The 25,140-nt window shown below is 56.4% G+C and carries 28 protein-coding genes and 1 pseudogene; 8 read left to right on the plus strand and 21 right to left on the minus strand.

Going from position 1 to position 25,140, the window contains the following annotated elements; all coding sequences use genetic code 11:
- The 5 genes from yidC to Q0N43_RS00025 all read right to left on the minus strand — a co-directional run.
- Nucleotides 1-1,317: membrane protein insertase YidC (yidC, locus tag Q0N43_RS00005; protein ID WP_295440655.1), on the minus strand; the 1,317-nt coding region annotated here is incomplete at its 3' end.
- A gap of 34 nt (nucleotides 1,318-1,351) precedes the next feature.
- Entirely contained in the window at nucleotides 1,352-1,564 is a 213-nt protein-coding gene (gene yidD / locus Q0N43_RS00010; protein WP_295440658.1) for a membrane protein insertion efficiency factor YidD, read from the minus strand.
- 148 nt (nucleotides 1,565-1,712) lie between these two features.
- Nucleotides 1,713-2,048 (minus strand): ribonuclease P protein component, encoded by a 336-nt coding sequence (gene rnpA, locus Q0N43_RS00015; RefSeq protein WP_295440661.1) that lies wholly within the window; start codon nucleotides 2,046-2,048, stop codon nucleotides 1,713-1,715.
- 23 nt (nucleotides 2,049-2,071) lie between these two features.
- On the minus strand, nucleotides 2,072-2,206 hold the full coding sequence (rpmH, locus tag Q0N43_RS00020; RefSeq protein WP_125230634.1) for a 50S ribosomal protein L34: 135 nt from the start codon (nucleotides 2,204-2,206) through the stop codon (nucleotides 2,072-2,074).
- A 197-nt stretch (nucleotides 2,207-2,403) separates the two neighbouring features.
- Complete coding sequence (locus tag Q0N43_RS00025) at nucleotides 2,404-2,745, minus strand: hypothetical protein (protein WP_295440668.1); 342 nt, start codon at nucleotides 2,743-2,745, stop codon at nucleotides 2,404-2,406.
- Between the two features lie 168 nt (nucleotides 2,746-2,913).
- On the opposite strand from Q0N43_RS00025, the gene Q0N43_RS00030 reads away from it, so the two are divergent.
- Nucleotides 2,914-3,297, plus strand: a complete 384-nt coding sequence (locus Q0N43_RS00030) for a thioesterase family protein (RefSeq protein ID WP_295440671.1) — start codon at nucleotides 2,914-2,916, stop codon at nucleotides 3,295-3,297.
- Between the two features lie 37 nt (nucleotides 3,298-3,334).
- Here the strand turns inward: Q0N43_RS00030 and Q0N43_RS00035 are convergent, their stop codons facing one another.
- From Q0N43_RS00035 to Q0N43_RS00060, 6 genes are all read right to left on the minus strand, one after another.
- Nucleotides 3,335-4,105, minus strand: coding sequence for a phosphoadenylyl-sulfate reductase (locus Q0N43_RS00035; RefSeq protein WP_295440674.1), 771 nt, complete (start codon nucleotides 4,103-4,105; stop codon nucleotides 3,335-3,337).
- The gene (locus Q0N43_RS00040; RefSeq protein WP_295440677.1) at nucleotides 4,098-4,520 is read right to left on the minus strand and encodes a DUF934 domain-containing protein; all 423 of its coding nucleotides are present in this window, start codon (nucleotides 4,518-4,520) and stop codon (nucleotides 4,098-4,100) included. Before Q0N43_RS00040 ends, Q0N43_RS00035 begins: the two co-directional genes overlap by 8 nt.
- A complete protein-coding gene (locus tag Q0N43_RS00045) occupies nucleotides 4,513-6,141 on the minus strand; it encodes a nitrite/sulfite reductase (RefSeq protein WP_295440680.1) in 1,629 nt (542 codons plus the stop codon). The genes Q0N43_RS00040 and Q0N43_RS00045 overlap by 8 nt, the downstream gene beginning before the upstream one ends.
- 1 nt (nucleotide 6,142) lies before the next feature.
- Nucleotides 6,143-6,439, minus strand: a complete 297-nt coding sequence (locus Q0N43_RS00050; RefSeq protein WP_295440682.1) for a DUF2849 domain-containing protein — start codon at nucleotides 6,437-6,439, stop codon at nucleotides 6,143-6,145.
- The gene (cobA, locus tag Q0N43_RS00055; protein ID WP_295440685.1) at nucleotides 6,436-7,203 is read right to left on the minus strand and encodes a uroporphyrinogen-III C-methyltransferase; all 768 of its coding nucleotides are present in this window, start codon (nucleotides 7,201-7,203) and stop codon (nucleotides 6,436-6,438) included. The genes Q0N43_RS00050 and cobA overlap by 4 nt, the downstream gene beginning before the upstream one ends.
- A gap of 101 nt (nucleotides 7,204-7,304) precedes the next feature.
- Entirely contained in the window at nucleotides 7,305-8,696 is a 1,392-nt protein-coding gene (locus Q0N43_RS00060; protein WP_295440688.1) for a protein adenylyltransferase SelO family protein, read from the minus strand.
- 37 nt (nucleotides 8,697-8,733) lie between these two features.
- On the opposite strand from Q0N43_RS00060, the gene Q0N43_RS00065 reads away from it, so the two are divergent.
- Both Q0N43_RS00065 and Q0N43_RS00070 read left to right on the plus strand, forming a co-directional pair.
- A complete protein-coding gene (locus Q0N43_RS00065; RefSeq protein WP_295440691.1) occupies nucleotides 8,734-9,882 on the plus strand; it encodes a glycosyltransferase family 4 protein in 1,149 nt (382 codons plus the stop codon).
- Nucleotides 9,883-9,954: 72 nt separating this feature from the next.
- Nucleotides 9,955-11,358 (plus strand): nitronate monooxygenase, encoded by a 1,404-nt coding sequence (locus Q0N43_RS00070; protein WP_295440694.1) that lies wholly within the window; start codon nucleotides 9,955-9,957, stop codon nucleotides 11,356-11,358.
- A gap of 79 nt (nucleotides 11,359-11,437) precedes the next feature.
- Here Q0N43_RS00070 and Q0N43_RS00075 read toward each other — a convergent pair whose 3' ends face one another.
- Complete coding sequence (locus Q0N43_RS00075; RefSeq protein ID WP_295440697.1) at nucleotides 11,438-12,748, minus strand: ammonium transporter; 1,311 nt, start codon at nucleotides 12,746-12,748, stop codon at nucleotides 11,438-11,440.
- Nucleotides 12,749-12,850: 102 nt separating this feature from the next.
- Nucleotides 12,851-13,849: a D-glycerate dehydrogenase gene (locus tag Q0N43_RS00080; protein WP_295440701.1), complete on the minus strand. Its 999-nt coding sequence runs from the start codon at nucleotides 13,847-13,849 to the stop codon at nucleotides 12,851-12,853.
- 80 nt (nucleotides 13,850-13,929) lie between these two features.
- Here Q0N43_RS00080 and Q0N43_RS00085 point away from each other — a divergent pair, with 80 nt between their 5' ends.
- The gene (locus Q0N43_RS00085) at nucleotides 13,930-14,430 is read left to right on the plus strand and encodes an SH3 domain-containing protein (protein WP_295440704.1); all 501 of its coding nucleotides are present in this window, start codon (nucleotides 13,930-13,932) and stop codon (nucleotides 14,428-14,430) included.
- Nucleotides 14,431-14,440: 10 nt separating this feature from the next.
- Here the strand turns inward: Q0N43_RS00085 and Q0N43_RS00090 are convergent, their stop codons facing one another.
- The 5 genes from Q0N43_RS00090 to Q0N43_RS00110 form a co-directional block, all read right to left on the minus strand.
- Entirely contained in the window at nucleotides 14,441-14,701 is a 261-nt protein-coding gene (locus Q0N43_RS00090; RefSeq protein WP_295440707.1) for an ATP synthase F1 subunit epsilon, read from the minus strand.
- Between the two features lie 198 nt (nucleotides 14,702-14,899).
- Nucleotides 14,900-16,456: a F0F1 ATP synthase subunit beta gene (atpD, locus tag Q0N43_RS00095; RefSeq protein WP_295440711.1), complete on the minus strand. Its 1,557-nt coding sequence runs from the start codon at nucleotides 16,454-16,456 to the stop codon at nucleotides 14,900-14,902.
- A gap of 27 nt (nucleotides 16,457-16,483) precedes the next feature.
- Entirely contained in the window at nucleotides 16,484-17,365 is an 882-nt protein-coding gene (locus Q0N43_RS00100; protein WP_295440713.1) for a F0F1 ATP synthase subunit gamma, read from the minus strand.
- A gap of 84 nt (nucleotides 17,366-17,449) precedes the next feature.
- A complete protein-coding gene (atpA, locus tag Q0N43_RS00105) occupies nucleotides 17,450-18,979 on the minus strand; it encodes a F0F1 ATP synthase subunit alpha (RefSeq protein WP_295440716.1) in 1,530 nt (509 codons plus the stop codon).
- A gap of 35 nt (nucleotides 18,980-19,014) precedes the next feature.
- Nucleotides 19,015-19,581: a F0F1 ATP synthase subunit delta gene (locus tag Q0N43_RS00110; RefSeq protein WP_295440719.1), complete on the minus strand. Its 567-nt coding sequence runs from the start codon at nucleotides 19,579-19,581 to the stop codon at nucleotides 19,015-19,017.
- A 220-nt stretch (nucleotides 19,582-19,801) separates the two neighbouring features.
- Between Q0N43_RS00110 and Q0N43_RS00115 the strand changes: the two genes are divergently transcribed.
- Both Q0N43_RS00115 and Q0N43_RS00120 read left to right on the plus strand, forming a co-directional pair.
- Nucleotides 19,802-20,479 (plus strand): dienelactone hydrolase family protein, encoded by a 678-nt coding sequence (locus Q0N43_RS00115; RefSeq protein ID WP_295440721.1) that lies wholly within the window; start codon nucleotides 19,802-19,804, stop codon nucleotides 20,477-20,479.
- Between the two features lie 8 nt (nucleotides 20,480-20,487).
- Nucleotides 20,488-21,027: pseudogene (locus Q0N43_RS00120) on the plus strand (methylated-DNA--[protein]-cysteine S-methyltransferase); the annotation flags it as partial.
- Between the two features lie 28 nt (nucleotides 21,028-21,055).
- On the opposite strand, the gene truA reads toward Q0N43_RS00120, so the two are convergent.
- Nucleotides 21,056-21,796, minus strand: coding sequence for a tRNA pseudouridine(38-40) synthase TruA (gene truA / locus Q0N43_RS00125; protein ID WP_295440725.1), 741 nt, complete (start codon nucleotides 21,794-21,796; stop codon nucleotides 21,056-21,058).
- Entirely contained in the window at nucleotides 21,793-22,698 is a 906-nt protein-coding gene (gene fmt / locus Q0N43_RS00130) for a methionyl-tRNA formyltransferase (RefSeq protein ID WP_295441206.1), read from the minus strand. Before fmt ends, truA begins: the two co-directional genes overlap by 4 nt.
- Before the next feature lie 42 nt (nucleotides 22,699-22,740).
- On the opposite strand from fmt, the gene recR reads away from it, so the two are divergent.
- Both recR and def read left to right on the plus strand, forming a co-directional pair.
- Nucleotides 22,741-23,337: a recombination mediator RecR gene (recR, locus tag Q0N43_RS00135; RefSeq protein WP_295440729.1), complete on the plus strand. Its 597-nt coding sequence runs from the start codon at nucleotides 22,741-22,743 to the stop codon at nucleotides 23,335-23,337.
- Nucleotides 23,338-23,368: 31 nt separating this feature from the next.
- The gene (def, locus tag Q0N43_RS00140; RefSeq protein WP_295440732.1) at nucleotides 23,369-23,926 is read left to right on the plus strand and encodes a peptide deformylase; all 558 of its coding nucleotides are present in this window, start codon (nucleotides 23,369-23,371) and stop codon (nucleotides 23,924-23,926) included.
- Nucleotides 23,927-23,974: 48 nt separating this feature from the next.
- On the opposite strand, the gene Q0N43_RS00145 is transcribed toward def, so the two are convergent.
- Nucleotides 23,975-25,135 carry a penicillin-binding protein activator gene (locus Q0N43_RS00145; RefSeq protein WP_295440734.1) on the minus strand — a complete coding sequence of 387 codons (1,161 nt, stop codon included), beginning with the start codon at nucleotides 25,133-25,135 and terminating at the stop codon, nucleotides 23,975-23,977.
- Nucleotides 25,136-25,140 lie beyond the last annotated feature (5 nt).

Consider the following 25,140-nt stretch of genomic DNA (forward strand, 5'->3'; position numbering starts at 1 on the left):
GATCGGAAGGCAGCCCGCGAGCGGGTTTACCTTCTCTTCCTTATACAGTGTCATCATTTCCTGCTGCAGACGCGGCTTGTCATCTTTCCAGCGTTCTTGCAGCACCTTGAGCTTGGGCTGCACCGCACGCATCTGTGCCATGGACGCAAATTGCTTTTGCGCGACTGGATACATGAACCCGCGCACGATGAGGGTTAGCCCAATGATAGCGACGCCAAAGTTACCAAATACGCCAAACAGCCAATGGAGAATCCAGAAGAACGGAATGGCGATGAACCAGAACCAGCCCCAGTCAATCGCATAGTCCAGATAGGGAATACCCAAATCCTGAGAATAAGCGTTGAGGACAGCCATTTCCTTCGCACCGGCAAACAGGCGCGAGCTGCTGTCAAATGCGGCCCCGGCGGCGACGCTCGTGTTACGCGTTGGGATGACCTGTGCTTGATAGACGTCGCCGCTTGCGCGGAACTTGGCCGATACCGGCGTTTTCTGATCCGGAATCACCGCACCCAGCCAATATTTATCGGTAAAGCCTAACCAGCCGCCCGTGCTGGTGAAGGATGCCTCACCCTTATTTTCTGCGACATCGACATAGCCCCAGTCATAATTGGGTTGGTCATCGAACACGCCCACTGGGCCAATGTGGATGTGCGTGAATATCGATCCACCGGACGTTGCGTCGGCGGGCTTACCCGTGCGGCTGAGCAACGCGAAACTGGCGATTTCGGCAGGCGCCATGCTTCCATTGGTGAAGCGCTGCTTTGCGGTAATCATGTAATTTTCGTCAATCGACAAATCGATTTCAAACTTCTGACTTTGCGCATTGGTCCAGCTTAAGGTCACGGGCGTTGATGGCGTCAGCTTGTTGCCGCTTGGCGTCCAGACGGTCTTGTCGTCTGGCGCGATGATGCCTGTCCCGGCCCAGCCAAAGCGCGCGAAATAGGCGTTTTTGGTGCCAGATGGCGCAAACAGGCGCACAGGAGGCGACTTCTTAGCCAGTTGTTCGCGGTGGGTGAGCAACACGAGGTCGTCGATTTTCGCGCCCTCAAGATTGATTGAGCCCTTCAGCTTTGGCGTTTCGACCATGATGCGTGCCGAAGATTTCAGCGCATTGCCGAGCGGAACGGCCTGCGCCTGGGCAGGCGCAGCCTCGACAGACACATCAGACGTCGCTGCGCCCGCGGGGTTGGTGGCGGATGCGGCTGTGCTGGCGACGGGCGCTGGTGTGGGGAAGAAATAGCTGGCGACATAGGGCCAGCCAAACAGGATGATGCCAGTCAGCAATACTGCAAAGATCAGGTTGCGTTTATCGTCCACGTCTAAAATTCCCCGTTAACCCGTAAGTTGAGCGTCATGGCACTGGATCATATCCGTGCCCACCCCATGGTTGGCAGCGCAATAGCCGTTTGATGGCCAGCCAGCCACCCTTAATTGCGCCATATTTTTGCAGCGCACTAATCGCGTATGCCGAACAGCTTGGGCTAAACCGGCATGTCGGCGGCAAAACACGCGATGGGCCGATTTGCCAGGCCCTTGCGACGAGGATTAACAGGCGCGCGATCATGTGGACCTCCCCATCGACTTGCGATGGGGAGGGGGACCGTTCGCGCAGCGAAGGGTGGAGGGGACTCTATGCTTGAAGGCCCCTCCGTCCCGCCGTTGGCGTACCACCTCCCCATCGCAAGTCGATGGGGAGGATAATGTGTCCATTATCAGACGCATAACTTCCCCAGCGCCTTGGCCATGTCGCTGCGCAATGCGTCAAAGTCCCGCTCGATCCCGCCGTCGCGGCCGATCAGGATATGATCGGCGCCAGCCTTGCCATTTTGCCCGAGCATTTCCTGCGCCAAGGCGCGAAAGCGGCGGCGCATGCGGTTGCGGACGACGGCGTTGCCGACTTTCTTGGTAATGGTAATGCCCAACCGAATATCTGTAGTTTCGTCCTGCCTGTCTTTCACAAGCAAAACAAAACCGGGAGTTGCATATCGCTTCCCCCGGTTCGCGGCCAAGAAATCTGGCCTTTTTTTAATGACGCTATAACCGCGCATGTCGCGGTTCGCCTGCTCGCTACTTAAGCCGACAGCTTCTTGCGGCCGCGTGCGCGACGTGCGTTCAGGATGTTGCGGCCCGCAGCGGTTGACATACGGAGACGAAAACCGTGGCGACGGGCACGCACGAGATTGCTCGGCTGAAAAGTGCGCTTCATGACTGTAATCCTTAAATTTTTAGCGTCTTGAAATGAAAATGGCCGCCGAATCTGTGCAGCGACCCTTTCTGTTGCAGTGGCCGATACGATTGGCATGACGAAAAGTCAACATGGGTTAGGGTCAGGACCACTTAAATCCACCTTAGCGGCGTCAAAATGGCCTCAAACCGCGAAGGTGGATTTAAGTGGTCCTGACGCTAGGGCATTTTCATGTCAACGTCGTCGCGGCGGAACAGGTGCAGGAAATCGCGTTTGACGTCGGGAAAGGGCGGGCGGCCTTTGACCTTCTTGCGCCGCAGTGCCCAATTTGCCCAGCGGGCATATTCGGGATGTTGCTTTGAAAGCCGCGAATATCGCTTCTTTGCCCAAAGCGAATGTTTAAGGACCACGCCGAGCCCAATGATAAACTGCGCTATTCCGCCTGGGCCTGGAAGCCAGCTGATAATGGGCGCGGTAACGATTAGCGCCCAACCCAAAATGACCATCGACCAGCGATAGGCGGGCATATCGCTCCATTTTTTCCGTTTTGAGCGGTGCATATGGGTCATGTGGGATAACGGAACAGGTGTTGCAAGTTCATGTCAGCCCCAAGCCGTTTTCGCAGAAATAAAAATTCTTGAGCATTGTCAGTAATAGCCGGCTTTTATTCATGGTTTCGCCGCATTAGGGCTGTATCGCCCCTCTTTACCGCTTATGATGAAAGCCTCATGACAAAAGCCCTCTCACATCTTCACCGTATAGGCGTGTTGCCTGCTGACATTGATTTTATGGGGCATGTGAACAATGCGCGCTATCTGAACTGGGTTCAAGATGCGGTTTTGGCGCATTGGAACAAGCTTGCCCCGCCCGAAACCGCGGCGAAATATCTGTGGGTCGCGCTCAAGCATGAGATTACCTATCGCAAACCGGCATTCCTTGATGATGATGTGATTGCGACCGTGGTGTTGGAAAAGGTCCAAGGTGCGCGGTCCTTTTACGATACGGTGATCAAGCGTGGTGAGGACGTTCTTGCAGAGGTAAAGTCGAGCTGGTGCTGCGTTGATGCAAAAACGCTGCGGCCTGCGCGCATTGCCGCCGATGTTCAGGCATAATTTTTTCCAGAAATAATCCGCCCAGTGCTGTGCCGTCTCAGAAAATAGGGTTGTCCGCGCCATCGCCTATTGGCGTCACGGCATTGTGTATCCCACATTCCACCTTGTCCCAGCCCTTCCAACGGCCCGAGCGCGGGTCTTCGCCTGGCGCAACTTTGGTGGTGCAGGGGGAGCAACCAATTGAGGGGTAGCCCAGTTCCACCAAGGGATGCGCGGGCAAAGCATGCTCGGCCATGTAGGCGTCGATTTTGGCTTGGTCCCAATCGGCGAGCGGATTGACCTTCAAACGGCCATTTTCGATTTCAAACCGGGGTAGTGCCCGGCGCGTCGATGATTGGAACGCTTTGCGCCCCGTAAACTGTGCATCAAAGCCCGCCAAAGCGGCATTTAGCGGCAGCACTTTGCGGATTTCGCAGCAACCATCAGGGTCATATGACCACCGCAGGCCGGTTTGGTCCTTTTGCTGGAGCAAAATAGGATCAGGGGTCAGGATGCGTAGATCCTGCAAACCGAGCTTGGACTGGAGTTCCTCCCGATAGATAATCGTCTCAGGGAAATGCTTGCCTGTGTCCAAGAACAAGACGGGTATCGTCGGATCAATGCTTGCAATGACGTGCAGCAAAACCGCGCTCTCCGCGCCAAAGCTGGAGACGACCGCCGCATCGCCCAACATATTTTCGCGCAGCAAGATCGTCAGCATCTCAACCGTATCGCGGCCCCGGAACATATTATTCAGGCGAACCGCGTCGCCTTCGGTATAACGCGAGGCGGCGTTGATACGATCAGCGATGCGGACCTTGTTACCCATGCCGTAGCTTCCAAATAGGCACGACGCTATCGGCGGCCCCTTGATACGCATGGTCATAATTGTCGAGCGCACGTGCAACCGCATCGGGGTTTAAGGAGGATTCAGGCGCAAAACTGTCAAAGCCGCAGCGGCGCATAAACGCAATCTGGTCAACCAACACGTCACCTTGGGCGCGCAATTCGCCTTGATACCCGGCCTCGCGCAAGATGCGGGCGGCGCTATAGCCCCTGCCGTCGCGATATTTGGGGAAAGCAACTTCGATCAGCGTCAGCCGATCGAGGAAAGGAATTAAAGCCCGGGCATCATCATCTGGTTCCAACCGGACGGCGGTCGCGTTAGACTGATCCAGAAACGCATCCAGCGTCACTGACGGCTGTTCTGTCACTTCATCGGCGCGATAACGAAACTCAACCATAAATCGCCTCCTTAAAGGGTGCAAGGCCGACACGGCGATAGGTGTCGAGGAAACGTTCATCGCCTTGGCGCAGCGCCTTGTAGACTTCTGTCGCCTTTTCGACCGCGTCAACGACGCCATCTTCGTCAAAGCCAGGACCAATGATCTTGCCGATGCTGACATCTTCCGCGCCAGAACCCCCAAAAGTAAGCTGGTAATTTTCCACGCCTTTTTTATCGACGCCCAATATGCCGATATGCCCGGCATGATGATGTCCGCAGGCATTGATGCAGCCTGAAATTTTAAGCTTCAGTTCGCCCAAATCGCGCTGCCGGTCCATGTCGGCAAAACGCGTTGCAATTTTCTGCGCGACGGGGATCGAACGGGCGTTGGCAAGGCTGCAATAATCAAGACCAGGGCAGGCGATGATATCGCTGATCAAGTCAAGATTGGCGTCGGCCAACTCGGCATCGCGCAAGGCTTGCCACACGGCGTATAAGTCACGCTTTGCCACATAAGGCAGGACGATATTCTGCGCATGCGTGACGCGCAGTTCGTCAAAGCTGTATTTTTCTGCCAAGTCAGCCATGACATCAATTTGCTGTGATGTGGCGTCACCGGGAATGCCGCCAATAGGCTTCAAGCTGATGTTGACGATGGCATAGCCAGCTTGCTTATGCGGCTTTACATTTTGATCGAGCCAGACGGCAAAATCGGGATCATTGCGGTCCGGTTCTACGTCCGGCGCGTCATATGCAGGTGCCGCAAAAAAGGCAGTTATGCGTTCCAGCTCAGCCAAAGGCGGGTCAATACCCAATGTTTTGACATGGGCGAATTCCGCAGCGACCTGACGGCGATATTCGTCTGCGCCAATTTCATGGATCAGGATCTTAATCCGCGCCTTGTACATATTGTCGCGCCGTCCGTAGCGGTTGTAGACGCGCAGACACGCTTCAAGATAGCTCAACAGATCGTCCGCCTTGACGAACGGGTTGATCTCGGGCGCGATCATCGGAGTCCGGCCCATGCCGCCGCCTACAAATACCCGAGCGCCCAATGCGCCATCTTGGCGGATCAGCTCAAGCCCGATGTCGTGTAAACGCATGGCTGCGCGATCCTCGGACGCTGCAATCACCGCGATTTTGAACTTGCGGGGCAAGTAGCTGAATTCCGGATGGAAGGTTGACCATTGGCGTAGCAATTCGGCCCAAGGACGCGGGTCCGTGACTTCGTCAGCCGCTGCGCCTGCATATTGGTCCGACGAAATGTTGCGGATGCAATTGCCACTTGTTTGAATGGCATGCATTTCGACGGTGGCCAGCTCCTCTAGGATATCGGCACAATCCTCCAGCTTGATCCAGTTATACTGAATATTCTGGCGCGTGGTGAAATGGCCATAATCGCGATCATATTTGCGGGCGATATGCGCCAGCATCCGCATCTGCCGTGAATCGAGCGTGCCATAAGGAATGGCAACGCGCAGCATATAGGCATGTAATTGCAGATACAGGCCGTTCATCAACCGCAGGGGTTTGAACTGGTCTTCCGTCATGTCCCCAGCAATGCGGCGGGTTATTTGGTCACGAAATTCGGCAACACGCGCGTCCACCATCGCTTGGTCATAATTGTCATATTTATACATGTCAGATTATCCAGTCGCCAGCCGCAGGATCGGCAGGCTTAAGTGTGAGATCAGTGCGCACGGTTGGTCCCAGCGCGCGGATACGGTCCTTAATATGTGCCGGGCGCGGGCCATCTTCGGTTGGCAGCGCGTCAATGATGTAAGGCGCATTAACGCGGCGTGCGCCTTCCTCGGCGAGGAGTGTTGCCTCGCCATGTTCGCCAACATCGGCGGCATCTTCGACATGGATGGACCAGCCATTGCCCGTCCACCATGTGACGGCGCCAGACCCCAAATCATTTCCCGTCAGTAATTTCACGCAATTTTCTCCGCCTGCTTGGCAAAATGGAACAACCGGTCTTCGGCATCGGATTTCAGGACGACATCGCCGACAATGATAATTGCTGGCGACATAACGCCTTCGCGCGCGATCATGCCGCCAAGGTCCGTTAAAATCGTCCGCATGGCGCGCGCATCGGATCGTGTCGCGCGCTCCAGCACCGCGACCGGCGTATCGGGTGACAGGCCATCGCAGATAAGCTTTTCAGTGATATCCGACGCGGTCGCAATGCCCATGTAAATCACCAGCGTGCGGTCTTTACCCGCAAGGCCAGCCCAATTTTGGTCGGTCAGGCCCTTGCACTGACCCGCGACGAAGGTAACGGCGCTTGCGGTATCACGATGTGTCAGCGGTAACATACTGGCGGCGGCACCACCCATCGCGGCGGAGATGCCGGGAACGACCTCCACATCAATGCCAGCGTCGCGGCAGGCTTCTGCCTCTTCGCCGCCGCGTCCGAAAATAAACGGGTCGCCGCCTTTCAACCGCACTACCATGTTCCCTGCCTGCGCCTCGCGCACCAGAATGTCGTTGATCCCGTCCTGCGGCACCAAATGGCGTGAGCGGCTTTTGGCGACAGAAATCATCCGTGCGGCGGGATTGATGAGCGCCATGATTGCGTCATCGACAAGGCCATCATACACCACAACGTCCGCGCTCGAAATCAACCGCACGGCCTTCACGGTCAGAAGTTCGGGGTCACCGGGGCCAGCGCCCACCAGATATACGCGTGCTTTTTCCATCTTGCCATCATGGGCAATCGAGTCGCCAGCATCAAATCAGGATAAGTTGGCCAAGGCTTAGAAGAACTTTAGCGGATTATTTTGTCGCTAGGGTCCTGACCCTAAAATTCAGGTGACATATGGGCTTGCCCCATCTCCCGAATAGCAAGGATTTTGCGCTGCAACGGGTACCAGTCATCCTTTTCGGATATGGCCTGCCAGATATCCTCCACCTCGTGGATCACCATTGAACATATCGCGCCTTTCGTCCAATAATCGTGGCGGTCCCCTTCCACTGGCGCGTAATCACGCAGCAACGCTGCAAATGCCACCTCATATTCGCCAAGGGCTTCGCCCGCGTCCGCATTGCCATAACGATAATGATAGAAGAATTGATCGATTGGAATTTTCTCCCGCGTCATCGTGCGCTCTGCGGCTTCGACCAATTGCTTGTCCGATGCCTCCCCGCGTGATGCGATACCCAGCCGCCACAGAAAACGCCGGATGACCGCGTGCTGATACAGGCCCGGAAAACGCTCCAACGCGTCAATTAACGGGGGCGCATCGGACAATAGACGCAGCGCAACTGCCAACTGCCCCAAATTCCAATGCAGCGCCTCTGCCTGTCGGCCAAATGCGTACAGACCAGATTCGTCGAAATAGGCCGCCGTGAATTGCGGGTCCCAATATTCGGTAAAGCGCCATGGCCCATAATCGAAGCTCTCACCGGTAATATTGATATTGTCGGTATTGAGCACGCCATGGACAAAGCCAGCGACCATATATGACGCCGCAAGATCCGCGACCCGTTCAACCGCCAGCTCAAGCAATTGTGCCGCAGGATTTTCGGCCGCGGCAACATCGTAGAGCTGCGTCAGGCAATAAGCGATAAGCTCCTCCATAAACGCAGCATCGCCCTCGGCGGCGACACGTTGGAAGCTGCCAATGCGGATATGGCTATGGCTTAATCGCACCATGACGGCGGACCTTGTGGGCGATGGTTCATCGCCGCGCATTAATTCTTCGCCGGTTTCAATGATCGAAAATGTTTTGGAGGTGTTGACGCCAAGCGCCTCCAGCATTTCGGTTGCCAAAATCTCGCGCACCCCACCTTTTAACGTTAAGCGGCCATCCCCACGCCGGCTGTAGGGTGTCGTGCCTGACCCTTTGGTGGCCAGATCAAGCAAGCGGCCGTCGCCATCGCGCATCTGCGCAAACAGGAAGCCACGGCCATCGCCAATGTTGGGATTATAGACGCGAAATTGGTGCCCATGATATCGTAAAGCCAGCGGTTCAGGCATATTATTGGGCAGCGGTTCAAAACCGCCAAAGTGGCGGACCCAAGCGGCGTCGTCATAGTCGGCAAGGCCAATTGTCGCTGCCCAAAGATCATTACGAAAGCGCAAGACCGTCGCCGGAAAATGCGCAGGTCGGACGGCGTCACCAATTTTCGCGCCAAGACTGGCGATTATTGGATCAGGGCGGTAGGGGGAAGGGGACGGTTTCATGTTCATCTAACGCATCTGGGCGGTGCATAAGGGAAAGGCAAGTATGGCAGCGGTTCGCATCCTGCATTTGCATAGCAGCTTTGATTTAGGTGATCAGGAATCGCGCACCGCGCGTTTGATGAACCACTTTGGCAACCAAGCCGAACATACGGTTTTGTCGGCTGTTCGCGATGCCCTTGGCGCGGCGGACATCATTGATCGCCGGGTAAAGGTAAGCTTTCCCAAAGACGCAGCGCCTTTGCTCGCCGGAATGCCCAGCATGGGCCGCTATCGCCGCTTGGCCGCCTATATGAAGAAATTTCACCTCGTGCTCAGTTATAATTTCGGTGCGATGGATGGGGTCATGGCGCAGACCTTGTTTACGCGCAGCATGAAATTGCCGCCGCTTATTCATCATGAGGATGGATTTGAACAGGATGAGGTTGATCGGCTGAAGTCGCACCGCAATTGGTTCCGCACCATCGCGCTGCAACGGTCTGACGCGCTTGTCGTGCCATCCAAAACGCTGGAGCAGATTGCCCGAACCGTCTGGCATCAGCCGCAGGAGAAAATCGCGCGCTTTCCCAACGGGATTGATACCGAACATTATAACCGCCGTCCGCAACGCGGGTCCTTTCCGGGGTTCCAGAAACGGGATGGAGAAATTGTCGTTGGCACGATTGCCGGGCTGCGCAGCGTTAAGAATTTGCCCCGGCTATTACGCGCCGTCGCGGCGGCTGGCCGGCATATCCAGCTTGCCATTGTCGGCGAAGGGCCGGACCGCGATGTGATCCTATCAGAGGCAAAGCGGCTCGGCATCACCGACCGCGTGATGATGCCCGGATATTTGCGTGATCCCGCCCGCTACATTGGGCTTTTTGACATTTTTGCTTTGTCCTCGGATAGCGAACAATATCCCGTTGCATTGGTTGAAGCGATGACCAGCGCGCTGCCCATTGTGTCCACAGATGTGGGCGATGTCCGTACTATCGTTGCGCGCGAAAACCGGGCATTTATCGTTGCACGCGCTGAAGAGGACGCGCTGGCTTTGGCTATCGCTAGCTTGGCAAAAGATCCGGCGCTTCGTGCAACATTGGGCGCTGCAAACCGCTTACTGGCCTGTTCCCAATATGATGAGGACACGATGTTTGCGCGCTATCGGCAGCTTTATGGCTCTGCCATGAAACGTGCGGATTTTGCGCGACAGAGTTAGATATTTGCGATAGCGCGCATAGAGATAAGCGCATGAAATCGCGCTTTAAGCCGTATTTTAGGGGTATTATTTGTGTTCAAGGGTCTGAAACCCATTATCTATGGTGGCCGTGAAGTATGGCCATTGGTCGAAGGCGGCAAGGGCGTTGCGGCGACCAATCATGCAAGCTCTGGCGCGTGGGCGGCGGCGGGCGGCATCGGCACAGTGTCGGCGGTAAATGCCGATAGCTATGATGAAAATGGCGACATAATCCCGCAAGTCTTCCTTGGCAAAACGCGTGCCGAACGGCATGAGGAACTTGTCGCATATGGCATTCGCGGCGGCATCGCGCAGGTGCAGCTTGCGCATGAAATTTCCAATGGACGCGGCGCCATTAACATTAACGTGCTGTGGGAAATGGGCGGTGCCCAGCGCATCTTGCACGGCATTCTTGAGGCGACTAAGGGCATGGTGACAGGCGTCACCTGCGGCGCTGGCATGCCGTACAAGCTGTCCGAGATTGCCGCGCAATATGGCGTCTATTATCTGCCCATCGTCAGCTCCGCGCGCGCTTTCCGCGCCTTGTGGAAGCGTGCCTATCACAAGGTGCCTGAATGGCTCGGTGCGGTCGTTTATGAAGATCCTTGGCTTGCCGGTGGCCACAATGGCCTGTCCAACGCCGAAGACCCGCGAAGCCCCGAAGACCCCTATCCCCGCGTAAAGGCCCTGCGCGATGTCATGCGCGTTGAAGGCATTTCGGATGATGTGCCCATCATCATGGCCGGCGGCGTCTGGTACTTACGCGACTGGAACAACTGGATTGATAACCCCGAACTTGGGCAGATTGCATTCCAATTGGGCACACGTCCGCTGTTGACGCAAGAAAGCCCAATTCCGGCCGGTTGGAAGGACGCGCTGACGAAAATTCCAGAAGACGGGGTGCTGTTACATCAATTTTCGCCAACGGGCTTTTACTCCAGCGCGGTCATCAATCCGTTTCTTTTGGAGCTTCAGGCGCGTTCGGCACGTCAAATTCCCTATGTGCAGGCCGCCGACGCGGAACACACGGCGCAATTGGATGTGGGCGTGAAGGGTAAGAATTTCTGGGTTACCCAGGCCGACCTGATGAAGGCACGGGAATGCGATGCCCGCGGGTTTACCGTTGCGTTGAAAACGCCCGATAACTCGCTTGTGTTCGTGACACCGTCATCGGGTGAAGCGATCCGAAAGGATCAAAAGGACTGCATGGGATGTTTGTCGCATTGCGGTTTTTCGTCGTGGAAAGACCATGACAATAACTCTACAGGCCGCCTTGCCGACCCGCGCAGCTTTTGCATTCAAAAGGCGCTGCAGAACATCGCCCACGGCGCGCCCATTGATGAAAATCTGATGTTCGCCGGACACAGCGCCTATATGTTCGGGAAAGATCCGTTTTATTCAAACGGCTTTGTCCCGACGGTGCAGCAATTGATTGACCGTATTCTTACCGGCGATTGATGCCATTTTGGGGCGCTGACGCGTTAGGTCTCTTAAAACGGTCGTGGGTTCGGCGGGGCATCGCGCCCCGCCATTTCCATCAATCCAGATCCCACGCTCTTTCGCCGTGGCTTGAAATATCGAGCCCGTCGCGTTCCTGATCCTCGCTCACGCGCATTGGCAATATTGCCGACACCAAATAACTGATGATCATCGTTACCAAGGCTGAATAGGCCGCGACAATGAAGACGCCTTTGAACTGCGCCCAAAGTTGCGATGCCATATCTGTGCCTTCGGCATAGCCAGCGCCGCCCAGGGCCTCGCTCGCAAAAATGGCGAGCAATATGGAACCCAATATGCCGCCAACGCCGTGCACAGCGAAAACATCGAGTGAATCATCAATTTTCAGCGTGCCTTTGACAAGGCCCACAAACCAAAAGCAGATGACCGCCGCCAATATACCCAAAATGATTGCACCGCCCGGGCCAATCACGCCAGCCGCAGGCGTAATGGTCGCAAGTCCGGCAACGGCGCCAGTCGCAAAGCCCACCGCAGTTGCCTTGCCCACCTTGATCCGTTCGATAAGCAACCAGACCAATGCCGCAGCCGACGCACCGACATGGGTGTTGATAATGGCACTCGCGGCCACGTCATTTGCCGCCAAGGCAGAACCACCGTTAAAGCCAAACCAGCCCACCCATAACAATCCGGCCCCAGCGACCGTAAGGGCAGGGCTGTGGGGCAACATAAGCGTTTTGGGGAAGCCGATACGCTTGCCGAGCATAAGGGCCACTACGAGCGCGGAAACACCTGCGGTGGTATGCACGACAATGCCGCCGGCAAAATCGATAACGCCTTGATCGGCCAGAAATCCGCCACCCCAAACCCAGCGGGTAACTGGAACATAGACCAGAAGCGACCATAAGGCGCTGAATGCAATAACCCAGCCAAAGCGCGCACGCTCGACCCATGCGCCGACGATCAGAGCAGGGGTGATAATGGCAAAGGTCATCTGGAACAAAGCAAAGGCAAACTCGCCGGTTGTCTGACCCTCCCGAATGGACGCCAGTAAGCCGTTAAACATGACGTTTTCAAAAGAACCGATCAAGCCGTTGCCATTGACGGAAAAAGCTAGGCTATAGCCAATCACGATCCAAATGACCGAAGCCAAAGCTGCCACTGCGCCGCATTGGACCAATACTGAAAGAAAATTCTTGGCGCGGACCAACCCGCCGTAGAACAACGCTAACCCGGGCAGAGTCATCATCAACACTAATGCCGAAGCGGTCAAAATCCATGCGCTATCGCCGCTATTGGCTTCAGGCAATGCGGCAACGGCATCTTGCGCAAATGCAGGCGCGGCAGCCAATGTGCTTATAAGCAGCGCTCGCATTGTAATTTTGGAAATCATGTTTGTGTAGCCCCCCAGTATTGGGCCTGTCTCTAGTCGTGCAAAACCCAAGGCTCAATGCACAAAATTGCGGTTAACGTGCCACAAGGAATACAATATTGCTTATTGCCAGCCTTCAAGGACTTGATCTGGCGGTCTGTGGCCGTCTGCCCACATGCGGATATTGGTAATTACGCGCTCGCCTGATGCTTCTCTGCCCTCAAATGTCGCGCTGCCCAAATGGGGCAGCAACACAACATTGGGAATGTTGAACAGCCGCGAGTCCACCGCTGGCTCATGCGTGTATACATCCAACCCGGCGCCAGCGATGCGGCCCGTTTCCAAGGCATCAATCAACGCATCCTCATCAATCAACTCCCCACGCGAACTGTTGATGATATAGGCATCCGCTTTCATCTGCGCGATGCGGTGGGCGTTGATGATCTTGTCGGTTTCTGCGGTTAACGGGCAATGCAGGGTGATAATGTCTGACCGCGCCATGAGCCGGTCAATGTCGGGTTCAAAGACGATGCCCAATTCATCCTCGACGCTTGCGGGCAGGCGGTGGCGTTTGTTGTAGAGGATATTGAGGCCAAAGGCCTTTGCGCGCATCGCTACAGCTTCACCAATCCGGCCAAGCCCGATGATGCCCAACGTCTTGCCGCCAATCCGGTGGCCAAGCATACCTGTTGGGCTCCAGCCGCGCCAATCGCCGTTGCGCATGGCGCGATGTCCTTCGCCAAGGCGGCGGGGGACGTTGAGGATGAGCGCCATCGTTAGGTCTGCGGTATCGTCGGTGAACACGCCGGGCGTATTGGTGACCATGATGCCCTTCGCCTTGGCAGCGGCCAGGTCGATATGGTTGACCCCTGCGCCATAGCTGGCGATGAGCTTGAGCCGGGGCGGGGCGGCGGCGATGATTTCTGCATCGATGCTGTCGGTGACTGTTGGCACAAGCACGTCGCAACCGGCCATAGCAGCGATTAACGCATCGCGGCTGAGTGGCGTGTCATCGGTGTTGAATTTTGCGTCGAACAACTCCGCCATGCGTTTTTCAACCGCAGGCAGCAAGGTGCGCGTGACGCGAAGGGATGGACGTTCGATGCGGCTAAGTTCTGGCATAGGCTGACTAAAGCGGAATTCGGGCTAAGGTCAAGACAGGATGGTTGCACTCACCGCAAGGCTTGCCGTATAAGATGAAAATGATGGTAAATAATATGGCCAAGCAAAACAAATCGATAGTGCATTATGGCGCAGTGGCGCTTGCTTTTTTGGGTGCGGCGTCTGCCGTTGGACAGACGCAGCGCCAGCCGCCTTATTGGGCATCGATTCAGAAGCCTGAGGCCCGCATGCGCACTGGCCCCAGCACTGAGTTTCCAGTGACATGGGTGTACAAAAGACAGAATTTGCCGGTGAAGGTCGTCGCGGTTCACAGTGTCTGGCGTAAAGTGCAAGACCCCAATGGCGACCAAGGCTGGCTGCATGTCCGGTTGTTAAGCCCAAAGCGGACCGCCATCGTTACTGGTAAAGACAATGGCGCATTGCGCGACTTGCCCCAAGCCAATGCGCATATCTCATGGCGCGTTGAACCCGGTGTGGTCGGAATCATTGATGCATGCGAAAAGGGCTATTGCCGCTTTGAAACCAATGGTCGGTACGGTTATATCGAAACGGCGCGTATTTGGGGCGATGAAGCGCCGTAAGGCGTGAAGCTTACGCTTCGACGCGCTCTGCAAGAACCGTCAGGCCGCTTGCATTCACCTCAGCAAAACCACCCGCGACCATTAGGCGTTCCGGCGTTGCGCCTTGCGTCTTGTAAATCTCCAGCGCCGCGTCATTGCGCAGCGTGCTCATCATCGGGCTATGGCCCTCCAACACGCCGAAATCGCCCTCAGCGCCCGGAACGACGACCATATAGACATCGTCCGAGCGATAGAGCTTCTCAGGGGTTACGAGTTCGAAGTGTAATGCCATCAGTCTTTTCCCAACCTTCCCCTCTCCTTTGGGAGAGGGTTGTGAAGACTTAGCGCCGTCGCTCTCGCGAAGGCGGTTAGTCGTAGCTGGGTGAGGGGGAGTGCCCAATCGTCAGGGCTGAACCCCTCATCCAACTTCGCCTAAGCTGCTATACAGCTAAGGCTTCGTATCCTTCTCCCAAGGGGAGAAGGTAAATGCTTACGCCGCTTCCGCAGCCATTTTGGCTGCCTTGGCAACCGCGTCTTCGATCCCGCCAACCATGTAGAACGCGGATTCTGGAAGATGGTCATATTCTCCATCGACGACTGCCTTGAACGACTTGACGGTGTCTTCGACTTGAACAAACTTGCCGGAGATGCCGGTGAAGACTTCCGCAACATGGAAAGGCTGCGACAAGAAGCGTTGGATCTTACGCGCGCGGGTTACGGTCGTTTTGTCGTCTTCCGACAATTCGTCCATGCCCAAAATCGCGATGATGTCTTGCAGCGACTTATATTTTTGCAGCGTTTCTTGAACGCGGCGGGCGGTGTCATAATGCTCTTGACCGACAACAGCTGGTGTCAAAACGCGGCTGACCGAGTCAAGCGGGTCAACGGCGGGATAAATGCCAAGCTCCGAAATCGCGCGGTTCAGCGTGGTCGTTGCATCCAAGTGAGCAAATGACGCAGCTGGCGCAGGGTCGGTCAAGTCATCTGCGGGAACGTAAATGGCCTGAACTGAGGTAATCGAACCCTTGGTGGTCGAGGTGATGCGTTCCTGCAACTGACCCATGTCGGTTGCCAAAGTTGGCTGATAGCCCACAGCCGAAGGAATACGGCCCAAAAGTGCGGACACTTCGGAACCAGCCTGCGTGAAGCGGAAGATGTTGTCGACGAAGAACAATACGTCCTGGCCTTCTTCATCGCGGAAATATTCCGCCATGGTCAGACCTGACAAAGCCACACGTGCACGGGCGCCGGGAGGCTCATTCATCTGACCGAAGACCAACGCAACCTTTGAACCTTCTGGGGTGGGGTTGCCATCGGCGTCCTTGGCTATAACGCCAGCGTCGAGAAATTCGTGATACAGATCGTTTCCTTCGCGGGTACGCTCACCCACGCCAGCAAAAACCGAAACGCCGCCATGGCCCTTTGCGATGTTGTTGATCAGTTCCTGAATAAGAACGGTCTTGCCAACACCCGCGCCGCCGAACAGGCCGATCTTGCCGCCCTTTGCATAAGGCGCGAGCAGGTCGATGACCTTAATGCCGGTTACGAGGATTTCGGCCTCAGTCGACTGGTCGGTGAACAAAGGCGCTTCTGCGTGGATCGGGTTGTACTTTGCCGCGCCAACAGGGCCACGCTCGTCAATTGGCTCGCCAATGACGTTCATGATGCGGCCAAGCGTCATTGGGCCAACGGGTACAGAAATCTGCGCGCCGGTGTCGCGCACTGGCTGACCACGGGTCAGGCCTTCGGTTGCGTCCATAGCGATGGTGCGGACAGTGTTTTCGCCCAAATGCTGCGCCACTTCAAGAACCAAGCGGTTGCCGTTATTGTCGGTTTCAAGCGCTGACAAAATCGATGGCAATTGGCCACTGAAGGTCACATCGACAACAGCGCCAATGATCTGGCTGATACGGCCAGTCGCGCCAGCAACGTTGATGGCGGTCTGACCGGAACCAGCCTTGGGGGCAGGGGCCTTGCGTGCAGGCGCTTTCGCCTTAGGGGCAGCAGCAGCCTTGGGAGCTGCGGTCTTTTTAGGGGCGTTAGCCATGTGTTTCTTCCTTGCCTTTGGATGTCGTTAGAGCGCTTCAGCGCCTGCGATAATTTCGATTAACTCAGTCGTAATCGCCGCTTGACGCGTGCGGTTATATTGAATGGTCAGCTTGTTGATCATGTCGCCCGCGTTGCGCGTTGCGTTGTCCATGGCCGTCATTTTCGAGCCTTGCTCCGACGCCGCATTTTCGCGGTTCGCGCGCAGCAACTGAACGGCGACATTGCGTGGCAGCAATTCTGCGAGAATTTCTTCTTCGTCGGGTTCATATTCCACTGTGGCGGACAGGCCAACCGTATCGCCCTCGTCTGCGGAAACCGCAACGGGCATCAATTGAATCTGCGTTGGCGTTTGCGTCAGCACATTTTCAAACTTGCTGAAGAACAAATGCGCGATGTCAAAATCCCCGGCTTCAAAACGCGCGGTCAGATCTTCGCCCCAAGCTTGCACATCGGCAAAGGTGAGCTTGCCCAGATCGCCGGGTTCAATGCTGTGGATGATATCGCCACGGAAAGTGCGGCTCAACTGATCGCGGCCCTTTTTCCCGATGGTGTAGAATTTGACGGTCTTGCCCTCGGCCTTCAACGCCTCTGCCTGACGGCGGGCGAGACGGACGATGTTGGTGTTGAACGCACCCGCAAGGCCCTTGTCGCTGGTTGCGACAACGAACAGATGCACGTCATTCTTGCCTGAGCCTGCAAGCAATTTTGGCGATTGCGGCCCAACAGACACCTTGGAGGCGATGCTCGACACCACTGCCTCAAGCCGCTCGGCATAAGGACGCGAGGCCTCAGCCGCTTCGGTCGCCCGACGCAGCTTCGCAGCGGCGACCATTTTCATCGCCTTGGTGATCTTCTGGGTCGACTTGACCGAGTTGATCCGCATTTTGAGGGCTTTTAAGCTTGCCATCTTGTTTCCCGTGTTCCCCGGCAAAGGCCGGGGTCCAGTTTCATCAGTGTTGTCTGGACCCCTGCCTGCGCCGGGGTACCCAATTTACGCAAAATTCTTAGTGAACTTTTCCAGTGTCGCCATCAGCGCTTTCTTGCTGTCGTCGCTAAAGTCGCGGCTGTCGCGAATGGTCTTCAGGATGCCTGCATGGTTGGCGCGCAAGTCGGCCAGCATCGATTCTTCGTAACGGGTCACATCGGTGACAGGAATGCCATCGAGATAACCGTTGGTGCCTGCAAAGATCGAAGCGGTTTGCTCTTCAAATGGAAGCGGCGAGAATTGCTTTTGCTTCAACAATTCGGTCAGGCGCGCACCTCGGTTCAAAAGCTTCTGCGTCGATGCATCAAGGTCCGAACCGAACTGCGCGAACGCCGCCATTTCGCGATATTGCGCAAGCTCAAGCTTAATCGAGCCCGATACCTTTTTCATCGCCTTTGTCTGCGCCGCCGAACCAACGCGGCTCACCGACAGGCCCACGTTAATCGCAGGGCGGATACCCTGGAAGAAAAGGTCGGTTTCAAGGAAAATCTGACCGTCAGTAATCGAAATCACGTTCGTTGGGATATAGGCCGACACGTCGCCAGCCTGTGTTTCGATGATTGGCAATGCCGTCAACGAACCACCGCCATTTGCGTCGGACATCTTCGCGGCGCGCTCCAGCAAGCGGCTGTGCAGATAGAAAACGTCACCGGGATATGCTTCACGGCCCGGAGGACGACGCAGGAGCAAGGACATCTGGCGATAGGCCACAGCTTGCTTCGACAAATCGTCATATACGATGACGGCATGCATGCCATTGTCGCGGAAGAATTCGCCCATGGCAACGCCAGTATAAGGCGCGAGATATTGCAGCGGTGCAGGCTCCGAAGCGGTTGCCGCAACGACGATGGAATATTCCATCGCGCCTTGTTCTTCCAACGCGCGGACGATCTGCGCGACGGTTGAACGCTTCTGACCCACGGCGACGTAGATGCAGTAAAGCTTCTTCGATTCGTCGGTGCCCTTGTTGACTTCCTTCTGGTTGATGAAGGTGTCGATGGCGACAGCGGTCTTACCCGTCTGACGGTCGCCAATGATCAATTCGCGCTGACCACGGCCAACAGGCACGAGGGCGTCAAGCGCCTTAAGGCCCGTTTGCACAGGCTCCGAAACCGATTGGCGCGGGATGATACCGGGCGCTTTGACTTCAACGCGGCTGCGCTGCGTGGTCTTCAACGGACCCTTGCCATCGATTGGGTTGCCAAGGCCGTCAACAACGCGGCCAAGCAATTCCTTGCCGACAGGAACGTCCACAATGGTGCGTGTACGCTTTACAACGTCACCTTCACGGATTTCGCTGTCTGAACCGAAAATAACAACACCGACATTGTCCGCTTCGAGGTTCAGCGCCATGCCCTGAACACCATTGGAGAATTCGACCATTTCACCAGCCTGCACATTGTCGAGGCCGTGAATACGGGCGATGCCGTCACCAACCGACAATACGCTACCGACTTCCGAAACCTGAGCTTCGGTGCCGAAATTGGCGATCTGGTCCTTAATGACCTTGGAAATTTCTGCGGCGCGGATATCCATGTTGCTACTTAGCCTTTCACTGACGGCGGATGCCGTCAGCCTTTCATCTGGTTAGCGAGAGTGTTCAAACGGGTTTTGATAGAATTGTCGATCATCTGGCTACCGATTTTTACGGTAAGCCCACCAAGGAGTGACGGATCGACTTTAGTGTGTATGGCGACATTGCTGCCGACGCGTGTTTTAAGCGTGGCCAATAATGCCTTGGTCTGCGCAGCGCTCAATGCATGCGCGGAGGTAACTTCAGCAGTCACTTCGCCGCGATGGGCCGCGGCAAGCGTGGAAAACGCGCGGGCAACGGAAGCGGTTTCGCTCAAGCGGCGATTGTCGGCGAGCACGCCCAATGTCTTTGCAGTCAGGGCATCAAGCTTCATTGCTTTTGCAACAGCGGCAATGGCGTTCTTCGCATCACTACGGCTGAGTACCGGGTTGCTAGTGAGCGCTTTTAGATCAGCCGATTCGGTCACAGCTTGGGCAATCGCTCGCATGCTCTTTTCAACGGCATCAATCGCCTTCGCATCGCGCGCCAGTTCAAACAATGCCGTCGCGTAACGGCCAGCAAGACTGGCTTGAATATTAGCGCTTGTACCGCCGGAATAATCCACGCGTCGAATTCCTAAAATGTGAAACTGAAAACCCTGCTGATCGCGTCAAGGGTTACCCCTTGCTGGCGTCGCGCCGCGCCTAGCAGGGGTTTTGCTGGGATGCAAGATGGCGATTGTTGCTTGTTTAAATGGAATCGTAATCCTGAACTTGTTTCAATATAACAAACCGCCGCAGGGCGTTATCCTGAAACAAAATCAAGGTGACAAAACGGAGAATGTAATGGGTGAAATGATTCGCATGACGATGTCGGATGGCACGGAAATCGCGGTTTACCGTGTCGAAGCCGAGGGGGAACGTCGCGGTGGGCTTGTTCTGGTGCAGGAAATATTTGGCGTGACCGACCATATCCGCGAATTGTGCGATGAATATGCCGCCGACGGATATGAAGTCTTGTGTCCGGCCATTTTTGATCGTGAGCATCCGGGGTTTGAGGCGGCGTATACCGGGCCCGACTATAATCGTGCCGTTGAGTTGGCCCGGGACCTGCATCCGTTCGTCCAGTCGCTTGATGATGCGCAGGTCTGCATCAATGCGCTTAAGGACAAAGGGCCAGTGTTCATAACCGGATATTGCTATGGCGGCTCAGTCGCTTGGGCAATGGCGGGGATCAGCGATGATCTCGCCGCAGCCAGCTGCTATTATGGCAGTCTCGTGTCGACCCAATATGCCGACAAGGCACCTAAATGTGCCACTATTGCCCATTTCGGACGCTATGACGCGGGCATACCGATGGAGGGCGTCGAAGCGCTGATTGAAAAGGCGCACCCGACGGCGCAAATATTTGTCTATGACGCCAATCACGGATTCAATTCCGACCGGCGCAAGGATTATCATGAAGCCAGCGCCGATTTGGCGCGGGAACGGACGCTTGCCCTGTTTCACGCGTGCGGTGGGTGACGGCAAACATGAAACCAAGCACATGGAGTGAAGGGGGTGCAGGCGTGTCCATTTCTTGGGCGGTGGCTGAAACAGCGCTGGGGCCTATGTTGCTCGCCGCGACGGATAAGGGGATTTGCCGCCTGTCGTTTGATGAAAACGAAAGCGCGCTAAAGCGCCGCTTTCCGAACGCGACCCTGCTGAGTAAAGGCGGTTCGCTCTCGGCCTTGATCGACGGCGCCGTCTTTGCCGTTCAAAACCCAAGGCAGATGCCGCAATTGCCCTTGGATGTCGGCGGCACTGATTTCCAAATGGCCGCGTGGCAGGCGCTGCTTCAGATACCCGCTGGCGAAACACGCAATTATGCCGAAATAGCCGCTGCGGTAGGAAAACCCGATGCCGTGCGCGCGGCGGGTTCGGCCAATGGTGCCAACCCTGTTTCAGTGCTTATTCCCTGCCACCGCGTTATTCGCTCTGACGGCGGCCTTGGCGGCTATGCCTATGGGCTGGAACGCAAGCGCCGTTTGCTGGCGTGGGAAAGCGGGCAGGGCGGTCTGTTTTTAGTCTAAAAGCCGGGCGGCGCACAGTCGCCAATTTTCAAGGGTAAAGCGCCCGTACAAAATAGAGCCCTTCGGGTGGTGCATTTTCGGCCAGAGCAGACCGGTCAGCGGCATCAAGCGCGCCTTTCAAGTCTGCCGCTGTCCAACGCCCAAGTCCGACGGCGACAAGGCATCCGACCATGGAGCGCACTTGATGGTGCAAGAAGGACAAGGCCGCTGCCTCAATAATCACATGCTGCCCCTCCCGCCGGACGTTCAGGCGGTCGAGCGTTTTGGTCGCACTGGCGGATTGGCAAGCGGTGGAGCGGAAGGTGGTGAAATCATGCAGGCCGACAAGTATCTGCGCGGCGTCATGCATGGCATCGGCATCCAATTCCGGTCCGACGCGCCAGACGCGGCCCTTTTCCAGCGTTAGGGAGGCGCGGCGGTTAAGGATGCGATATTCATAAGCCCGGCCAATGCAGCTATAGCGCGCATGCCAGTCATCGGCGACGTCTTCGCATGCCAATATCGCGATGGGGTGCGGGCGCAAATGTGCGTTGATGGCCTCCATCAAGCGGAAGGCGGATAGGCCTTTTTCCACATCGACATGCGCGCGCATACCACGCGCATGGACACCGGCATCGGTGCGGCCAGCGCTATAGACTAAAGTCTTTTCGCCAGTGGTTTTGAATATTGCCTCTTCGATCGCGCCTTGGACTGAGGGGCCATGGTCCTGCCATTGCCAGCCCATATAGGGGCCGCCGTCAAATTCTATGGTGAGCGCGAAGCGAGTCATGACAGGGTCGTTCCGACTGGAATGGCCTTGCCGCGAAGAAAGTCGGCGGTGGGCATGATAGGCTTGCCGGCGCGTTGGATGAGTGTGGGCCGAATGGCGTTGGTGTTGCAGGAAATGGTGAGTTGGTCATCCATAATCGTGCCTGCCGCGCCATTGGCTGTAACGATGTCGGCGGCCAATATCCGATATCTCTCGCCGTCAAATTCGAACCAAGCGCCCGGCGCTGGGTTGAAAGCGCGGATTTGGCTTTCGACCGCCGCTGCGGACTGGGAAAAATCCAGCTTCGTTTCCGCCTTGTCGATCTTGGCGGCATAAATAACGCCTTCTTCCGGCTGCGCTACGCAGGGAAACAACGCCAAATCGGCCAACACCCGGACCATCAGTTCCGCACCAAGCTCTGCTAGCTCCATAGTAAGCTGGCCAGTCGTTTTGTGCCCGATTTCGATTTCCGTTGTCGCGCGGACGGGGCCAGTATCCAACCCGGCCTCCATCTGCATCACCATGACGCCACTATTGGCATCGCCAGCCAATATCGCCCGCTGCACTGGTGCGGCGCCCCGCCAGCGTGGCAGCAATGATCCATGGACATTCAGGCAGCCATATGTGGGGGCCTCCAACACCGCAGGCGGCAATATGAGGCCATAAGCAGCAACGATAGCAATATCGAGGCCCAGTGCAGCGAAATCAGCCTGTGCCTCTGCCTGACGCAGCGACAAAGGTGATCGCACGCGCAGCCCCAGTTCCTCGGCGCGTTGCTGCACCGCAGACGGGGTAAGTTTCTTGCCGCGATTGGCGGGGCGCGGCGGCTGCGTATAGACAGCGACCACATCATGCCCAGCCGCCACCAACGCATCGAGCGTCGGCACGGCAAATTCGGGCGTTCCCATGAAGGCAAGACGCATCGTCACTTTTCCTTTGTTCAAAAGCCCCCTAAGACCCGGCGCATGGCATCGCAAGAAATAGACGCACTCGCGCAAGCATTGTCGAAACTGCCGGGGCTTGGCCCACGGTCGGCGCGCCGCGTCGTACTGCACCTGATGAAAAAGCGCGAGAGCGTGTTGCAGCCGCTTTTACGCGCGTTGGAGCAGGTCGAACAAAGGCTGGTCGTGTGTGACACCTGCGGCAATATCGACACCGGCAACCCATGCGGCATTTGTGTTGATCCGCGCCGCGACATCCGGTCCATCTGTGTGGTCGAGGATGTTTCCGACCTGTGGGCGTTGGACCGATCGCGTCTGTTTCCCGGAAAATACCATGTTCTGGGCGGGCGTTTGTCCGCGCTGGATGGTGTTCGGCCAGAGGACCTTAAGATAGACGGCTTAGTCAGCCGCATTGCTTTGGGCGGCATTGACGAGGTGGTGCTCGCGATGAACGCAACGCTTGAGGGGCAGACAACGGCGCATTATCTGGCCGAACGGCTGGAACAATTCCCAATTCGCCTGACTCAACTGGCGCATGGCGTGCCAGTGGGCGGGGAACTTGATTATCTCGACGATGGCACCTTGGCGCAAGCCTTGCGCGCGCGACGACCCGTCGGTTGATTTATCCAAAAACCGTCCCTATTTGCTATCCATGGCTACATTATCTATTCTTGAAGTGCCCGACCCGCGGCTGAAAATCATTTCAAAACCTGTTGAGAGCTTCGACGGCGATCTGAAAACGCTCGTCAATGACATGATTGAGACGATGTATGCCGCGCCCGGCATTGGCTTGGCCGCCATTCAGGTGGGTGTGCCAAAGCGCCTGTTGGTTATCGACTTGCAGGAAGAGGAAGCGCAAGGCGAAGAGCCCGTGCGCAACCCGCGCGTTTTTGTGAACCCCGAAATTCTGGATCCGTCCAACGAACATAGCCTGTATACTGAAGGTTGCCTGTCCGTCCCCGACCAATATGCTGAGGTGGAGCGCCCCACCCAAATCCGCGCCCGCTGGCAGGACTTGGACGGTAAGGTGCATGAAGAGACCATGACTGGCCTAATGGCGACATGTTTGCAGCATGAAATGGATCATCTGGAGGGCATATTGTTCATCGACCATCTGTCGCGCCTAAAGCGTCAGATGGTGTTGAAGAAAATCGAGAAGGCCCGCAAAATGGGTGGCGGTCATGTGCATGGCCCGGATTGCCACCATTGATGTGGTAAGTTGAAACCCCGGTTATGGCGAGATTCCTAACGCTTTTGTTTATTTCGCAAATTGTGACGGCGCCGCGCTGACGGTGACGAATTTGCCAGCCTGAATTTCTTGCACCTCAAGCATACGGTCAGTCATTCCATTGGGGTTAAAGCGGAACGCGCCGTCAACGCCGATGAAGCCCTGAGGATCGGTCAACTGCCCTATGGGAAAGCGTGTGCCGGGACGCCAGTCGCGGGCGACGCGGGCGACCAACAGGACGGAGTCATACCCAAGGCTTGAGAGGCGCAACGGGGCCTTGCCAAAACGGGCGCGATATTTGGTGGCATATTGGGTGTAGAGCGTGTCCGATACACTTGCGAACCACGCGCCATACAGGGGAGAACTACCCGCAAGCGTGCCGTCGATATTCCACAAATCGGTGCCCAGGATTTTGGCGGTGCGAAGCCCGCTGCGGCGCAAGGCAGGCACGGTTGTGATGGCTGCGCGGCCGTTGTCGGCGATCAGCACAGCGTCGATAGGGCCTAACTGTGCCAAACGACGGGCTGCGGCGTCGGCAGACGCGGCGGTGCCATTTGCTTCCTGAATGCCCACCAAGACGCCGCCTGCGGCACGCACGGCTGTTGTTAAGTTCGATTGCGCACGTTGTCCGTAGACATTGGATGCAACAACACCCGCAAAGCGGTTCATGCCCTTTGACTTGGCATATAGCACCACGCGTTCAATCGATTGGTTCGGTAAATGGCCAAGCAAGAATACATTCTGTCCGGCAACGCCCACATCGTTGGAGAAGCTGATGATGGGCACCCCCGATGGACGTGCAATTTCTGCGACCTCAATGACATTGTCGCCGCGCAGCGGGCCCACAATGACCTTATTTCCATCCGCAATCGCGCGTTGTGTCGCGGCGGCCACACCAAGGCCTGTGTCATAAGTGACCATGCGGATGTTGGTGACTTTGGTATCGGCAAGCGCCAGTGCCGTCGCATTGGCAATCGATTGCCCGACTTCGGCATCAGGACCAGTTACGGGCAGTAAAAGCGCAATGCGGTGCATGCCGTCGGACGGATCGGCGACCACAAGCGGTGCCTTGCTGCGCGGGACTGTGCTACACGCCGCCAGCAGAATGACAGATGCCAATATCAGCAGCTTTTTGAATTGGCCTGCTAAAGCTTGCGGCTGCGCGCGCGTTGCGGCAATGGATGCACTCATTTTGG

It is taken from the genome of Sphingorhabdus sp. EL138 (assembly GCF_945882965.1).
Taxonomy (GTDB): domain Bacteria; phylum Pseudomonadota; class Alphaproteobacteria; order Sphingomonadales; family Sphingomonadaceae; genus Sphingorhabdus_B.

What these genes read in the sequence shown, in the direction of transcription:
- yidD (WP_295440658.1), bottom strand. Translation starts at nt 1,564, where the DNA reads ATGATCGCGCGCCTGTTAATCCTCGTCGCAAGGGCCTGGCAAATCGGC.
- rnpA (WP_295440661.1), bottom strand. Translation starts at nt 2,048, where the DNA reads ATGCGCGGTTATAGCGTCATTAAAAAAAGGCCAGATTTCTTGGCCGCG.
- rpmH (WP_125230634.1), bottom strand. Translation starts at nt 2,206, where the DNA reads ATGAAGCGCACTTTTCAGCCGAGCAATCTCGTGCGTGCCCGTCGCCAC.
- Q0N43_RS00025 (WP_295440668.1), bottom strand. Translation starts at nt 2,745, where the DNA reads ATGCACCGCTCAAAACGGAAAAAATGGAGCGATATGCCCGCCTATCGC.
- Q0N43_RS00030 (WP_295440671.1), top strand. Translation starts at nt 2,914, where the DNA reads ATGACAAAAGCCCTCTCACATCTTCACCGTATAGGCGTGTTGCCTGCT.
- Q0N43_RS00035 (WP_295440674.1), bottom strand. Translation starts at nt 4,105, where the DNA reads ATGGGTAACAAGGTCCGCATCGCTGATCGTATCAACGCCGCCTCGCGT.
- Q0N43_RS00040 (WP_295440677.1), bottom strand. Translation starts at nt 4,520, where the DNA reads ATGGTTGAGTTTCGTTATCGCGCCGATGAAGTGACAGAACAGCCGTCA.
- Q0N43_RS00045 (WP_295440680.1), bottom strand. Translation starts at nt 6,141, where the DNA reads ATGTATAAATATGACAATTATGACCAAGCGATGGTGGACGCGCGTGTT.
- cobA (WP_295440685.1), bottom strand. Translation starts at nt 7,203, where the DNA reads ATGGAAAAAGCACGCGTATATCTGGTGGGCGCTGGCCCCGGTGACCCC.
- Q0N43_RS00060 (WP_295440688.1), bottom strand. Translation starts at nt 8,696, where the DNA reads ATGAACATGAAACCGTCCCCTTCCCCCTACCGCCCTGATCCAATAATC.
- Q0N43_RS00065 (WP_295440691.1), top strand. Translation starts at nt 8,734, where the DNA reads ATGGCAGCGGTTCGCATCCTGCATTTGCATAGCAGCTTTGATTTAGGT.
- Q0N43_RS00075 (WP_295440697.1), bottom strand. Translation starts at nt 12,748, where the DNA reads ATGATTTCCAAAATTACAATGCGAGCGCTGCTTATAAGCACATTGGCT.
- Q0N43_RS00080 (WP_295440701.1), bottom strand. Translation starts at nt 13,849, where the DNA reads ATGCCAGAACTTAGCCGCATCGAACGTCCATCCCTTCGCGTCACGCGC.
- Q0N43_RS00085 (WP_295440704.1), top strand. Translation starts at nt 13,930, where the DNA reads ATGATGGTAAATAATATGGCCAAGCAAAACAAATCGATAGTGCATTAT.
- Q0N43_RS00090 (WP_295440707.1), bottom strand. Translation starts at nt 14,701, where the DNA reads ATGGCATTACACTTCGAACTCGTAACCCCTGAGAAGCTCTATCGCTCG.
- atpD (WP_295440711.1), bottom strand. Translation starts at nt 16,456, where the DNA reads ATGGCTAACGCCCCTAAAAAGACCGCAGCTCCCAAGGCTGCTGCTGCC.
- Q0N43_RS00100 (WP_295440713.1), bottom strand. Translation starts at nt 17,365, where the DNA reads ATGGCAAGCTTAAAAGCCCTCAAAATGCGGATCAACTCGGTCAAGTCG.
- atpA (WP_295440716.1), bottom strand. Translation starts at nt 18,979, where the DNA reads ATGGATATCCGCGCCGCAGAAATTTCCAAGGTCATTAAGGACCAGATC.
- Q0N43_RS00115 (WP_295440721.1), top strand. Translation starts at nt 19,802, where the DNA reads ATGGGTGAAATGATTCGCATGACGATGTCGGATGGCACGGAAATCGCG.
- truA (WP_295440725.1), bottom strand. Translation starts at nt 21,796, where the DNA reads ATGACTCGCTTCGCGCTCACCATAGAATTTGACGGCGGCCCCTATATG.
- fmt (WP_295441206.1), bottom strand. Translation starts at nt 22,698, where the DNA reads ATGCGTCTTGCCTTCATGGGAACGCCCGAATTTGCCGTGCCGACGCTC.
- recR (WP_295440729.1), top strand. Translation starts at nt 22,741, where the DNA reads ATGGCATCGCAAGAAATAGACGCACTCGCGCAAGCATTGTCGAAACTG.
- def (WP_295440732.1), top strand. Translation starts at nt 23,369, where the DNA reads ATGGCTACATTATCTATTCTTGAAGTGCCCGACCCGCGGCTGAAAATC.
- Q0N43_RS00145 (WP_295440734.1), bottom strand. Translation starts at nt 25,135, where the DNA reads ATGAGTGCATCCATTGCCGCAACGCGCGCGCAGCCGCAAGCTTTAGCA.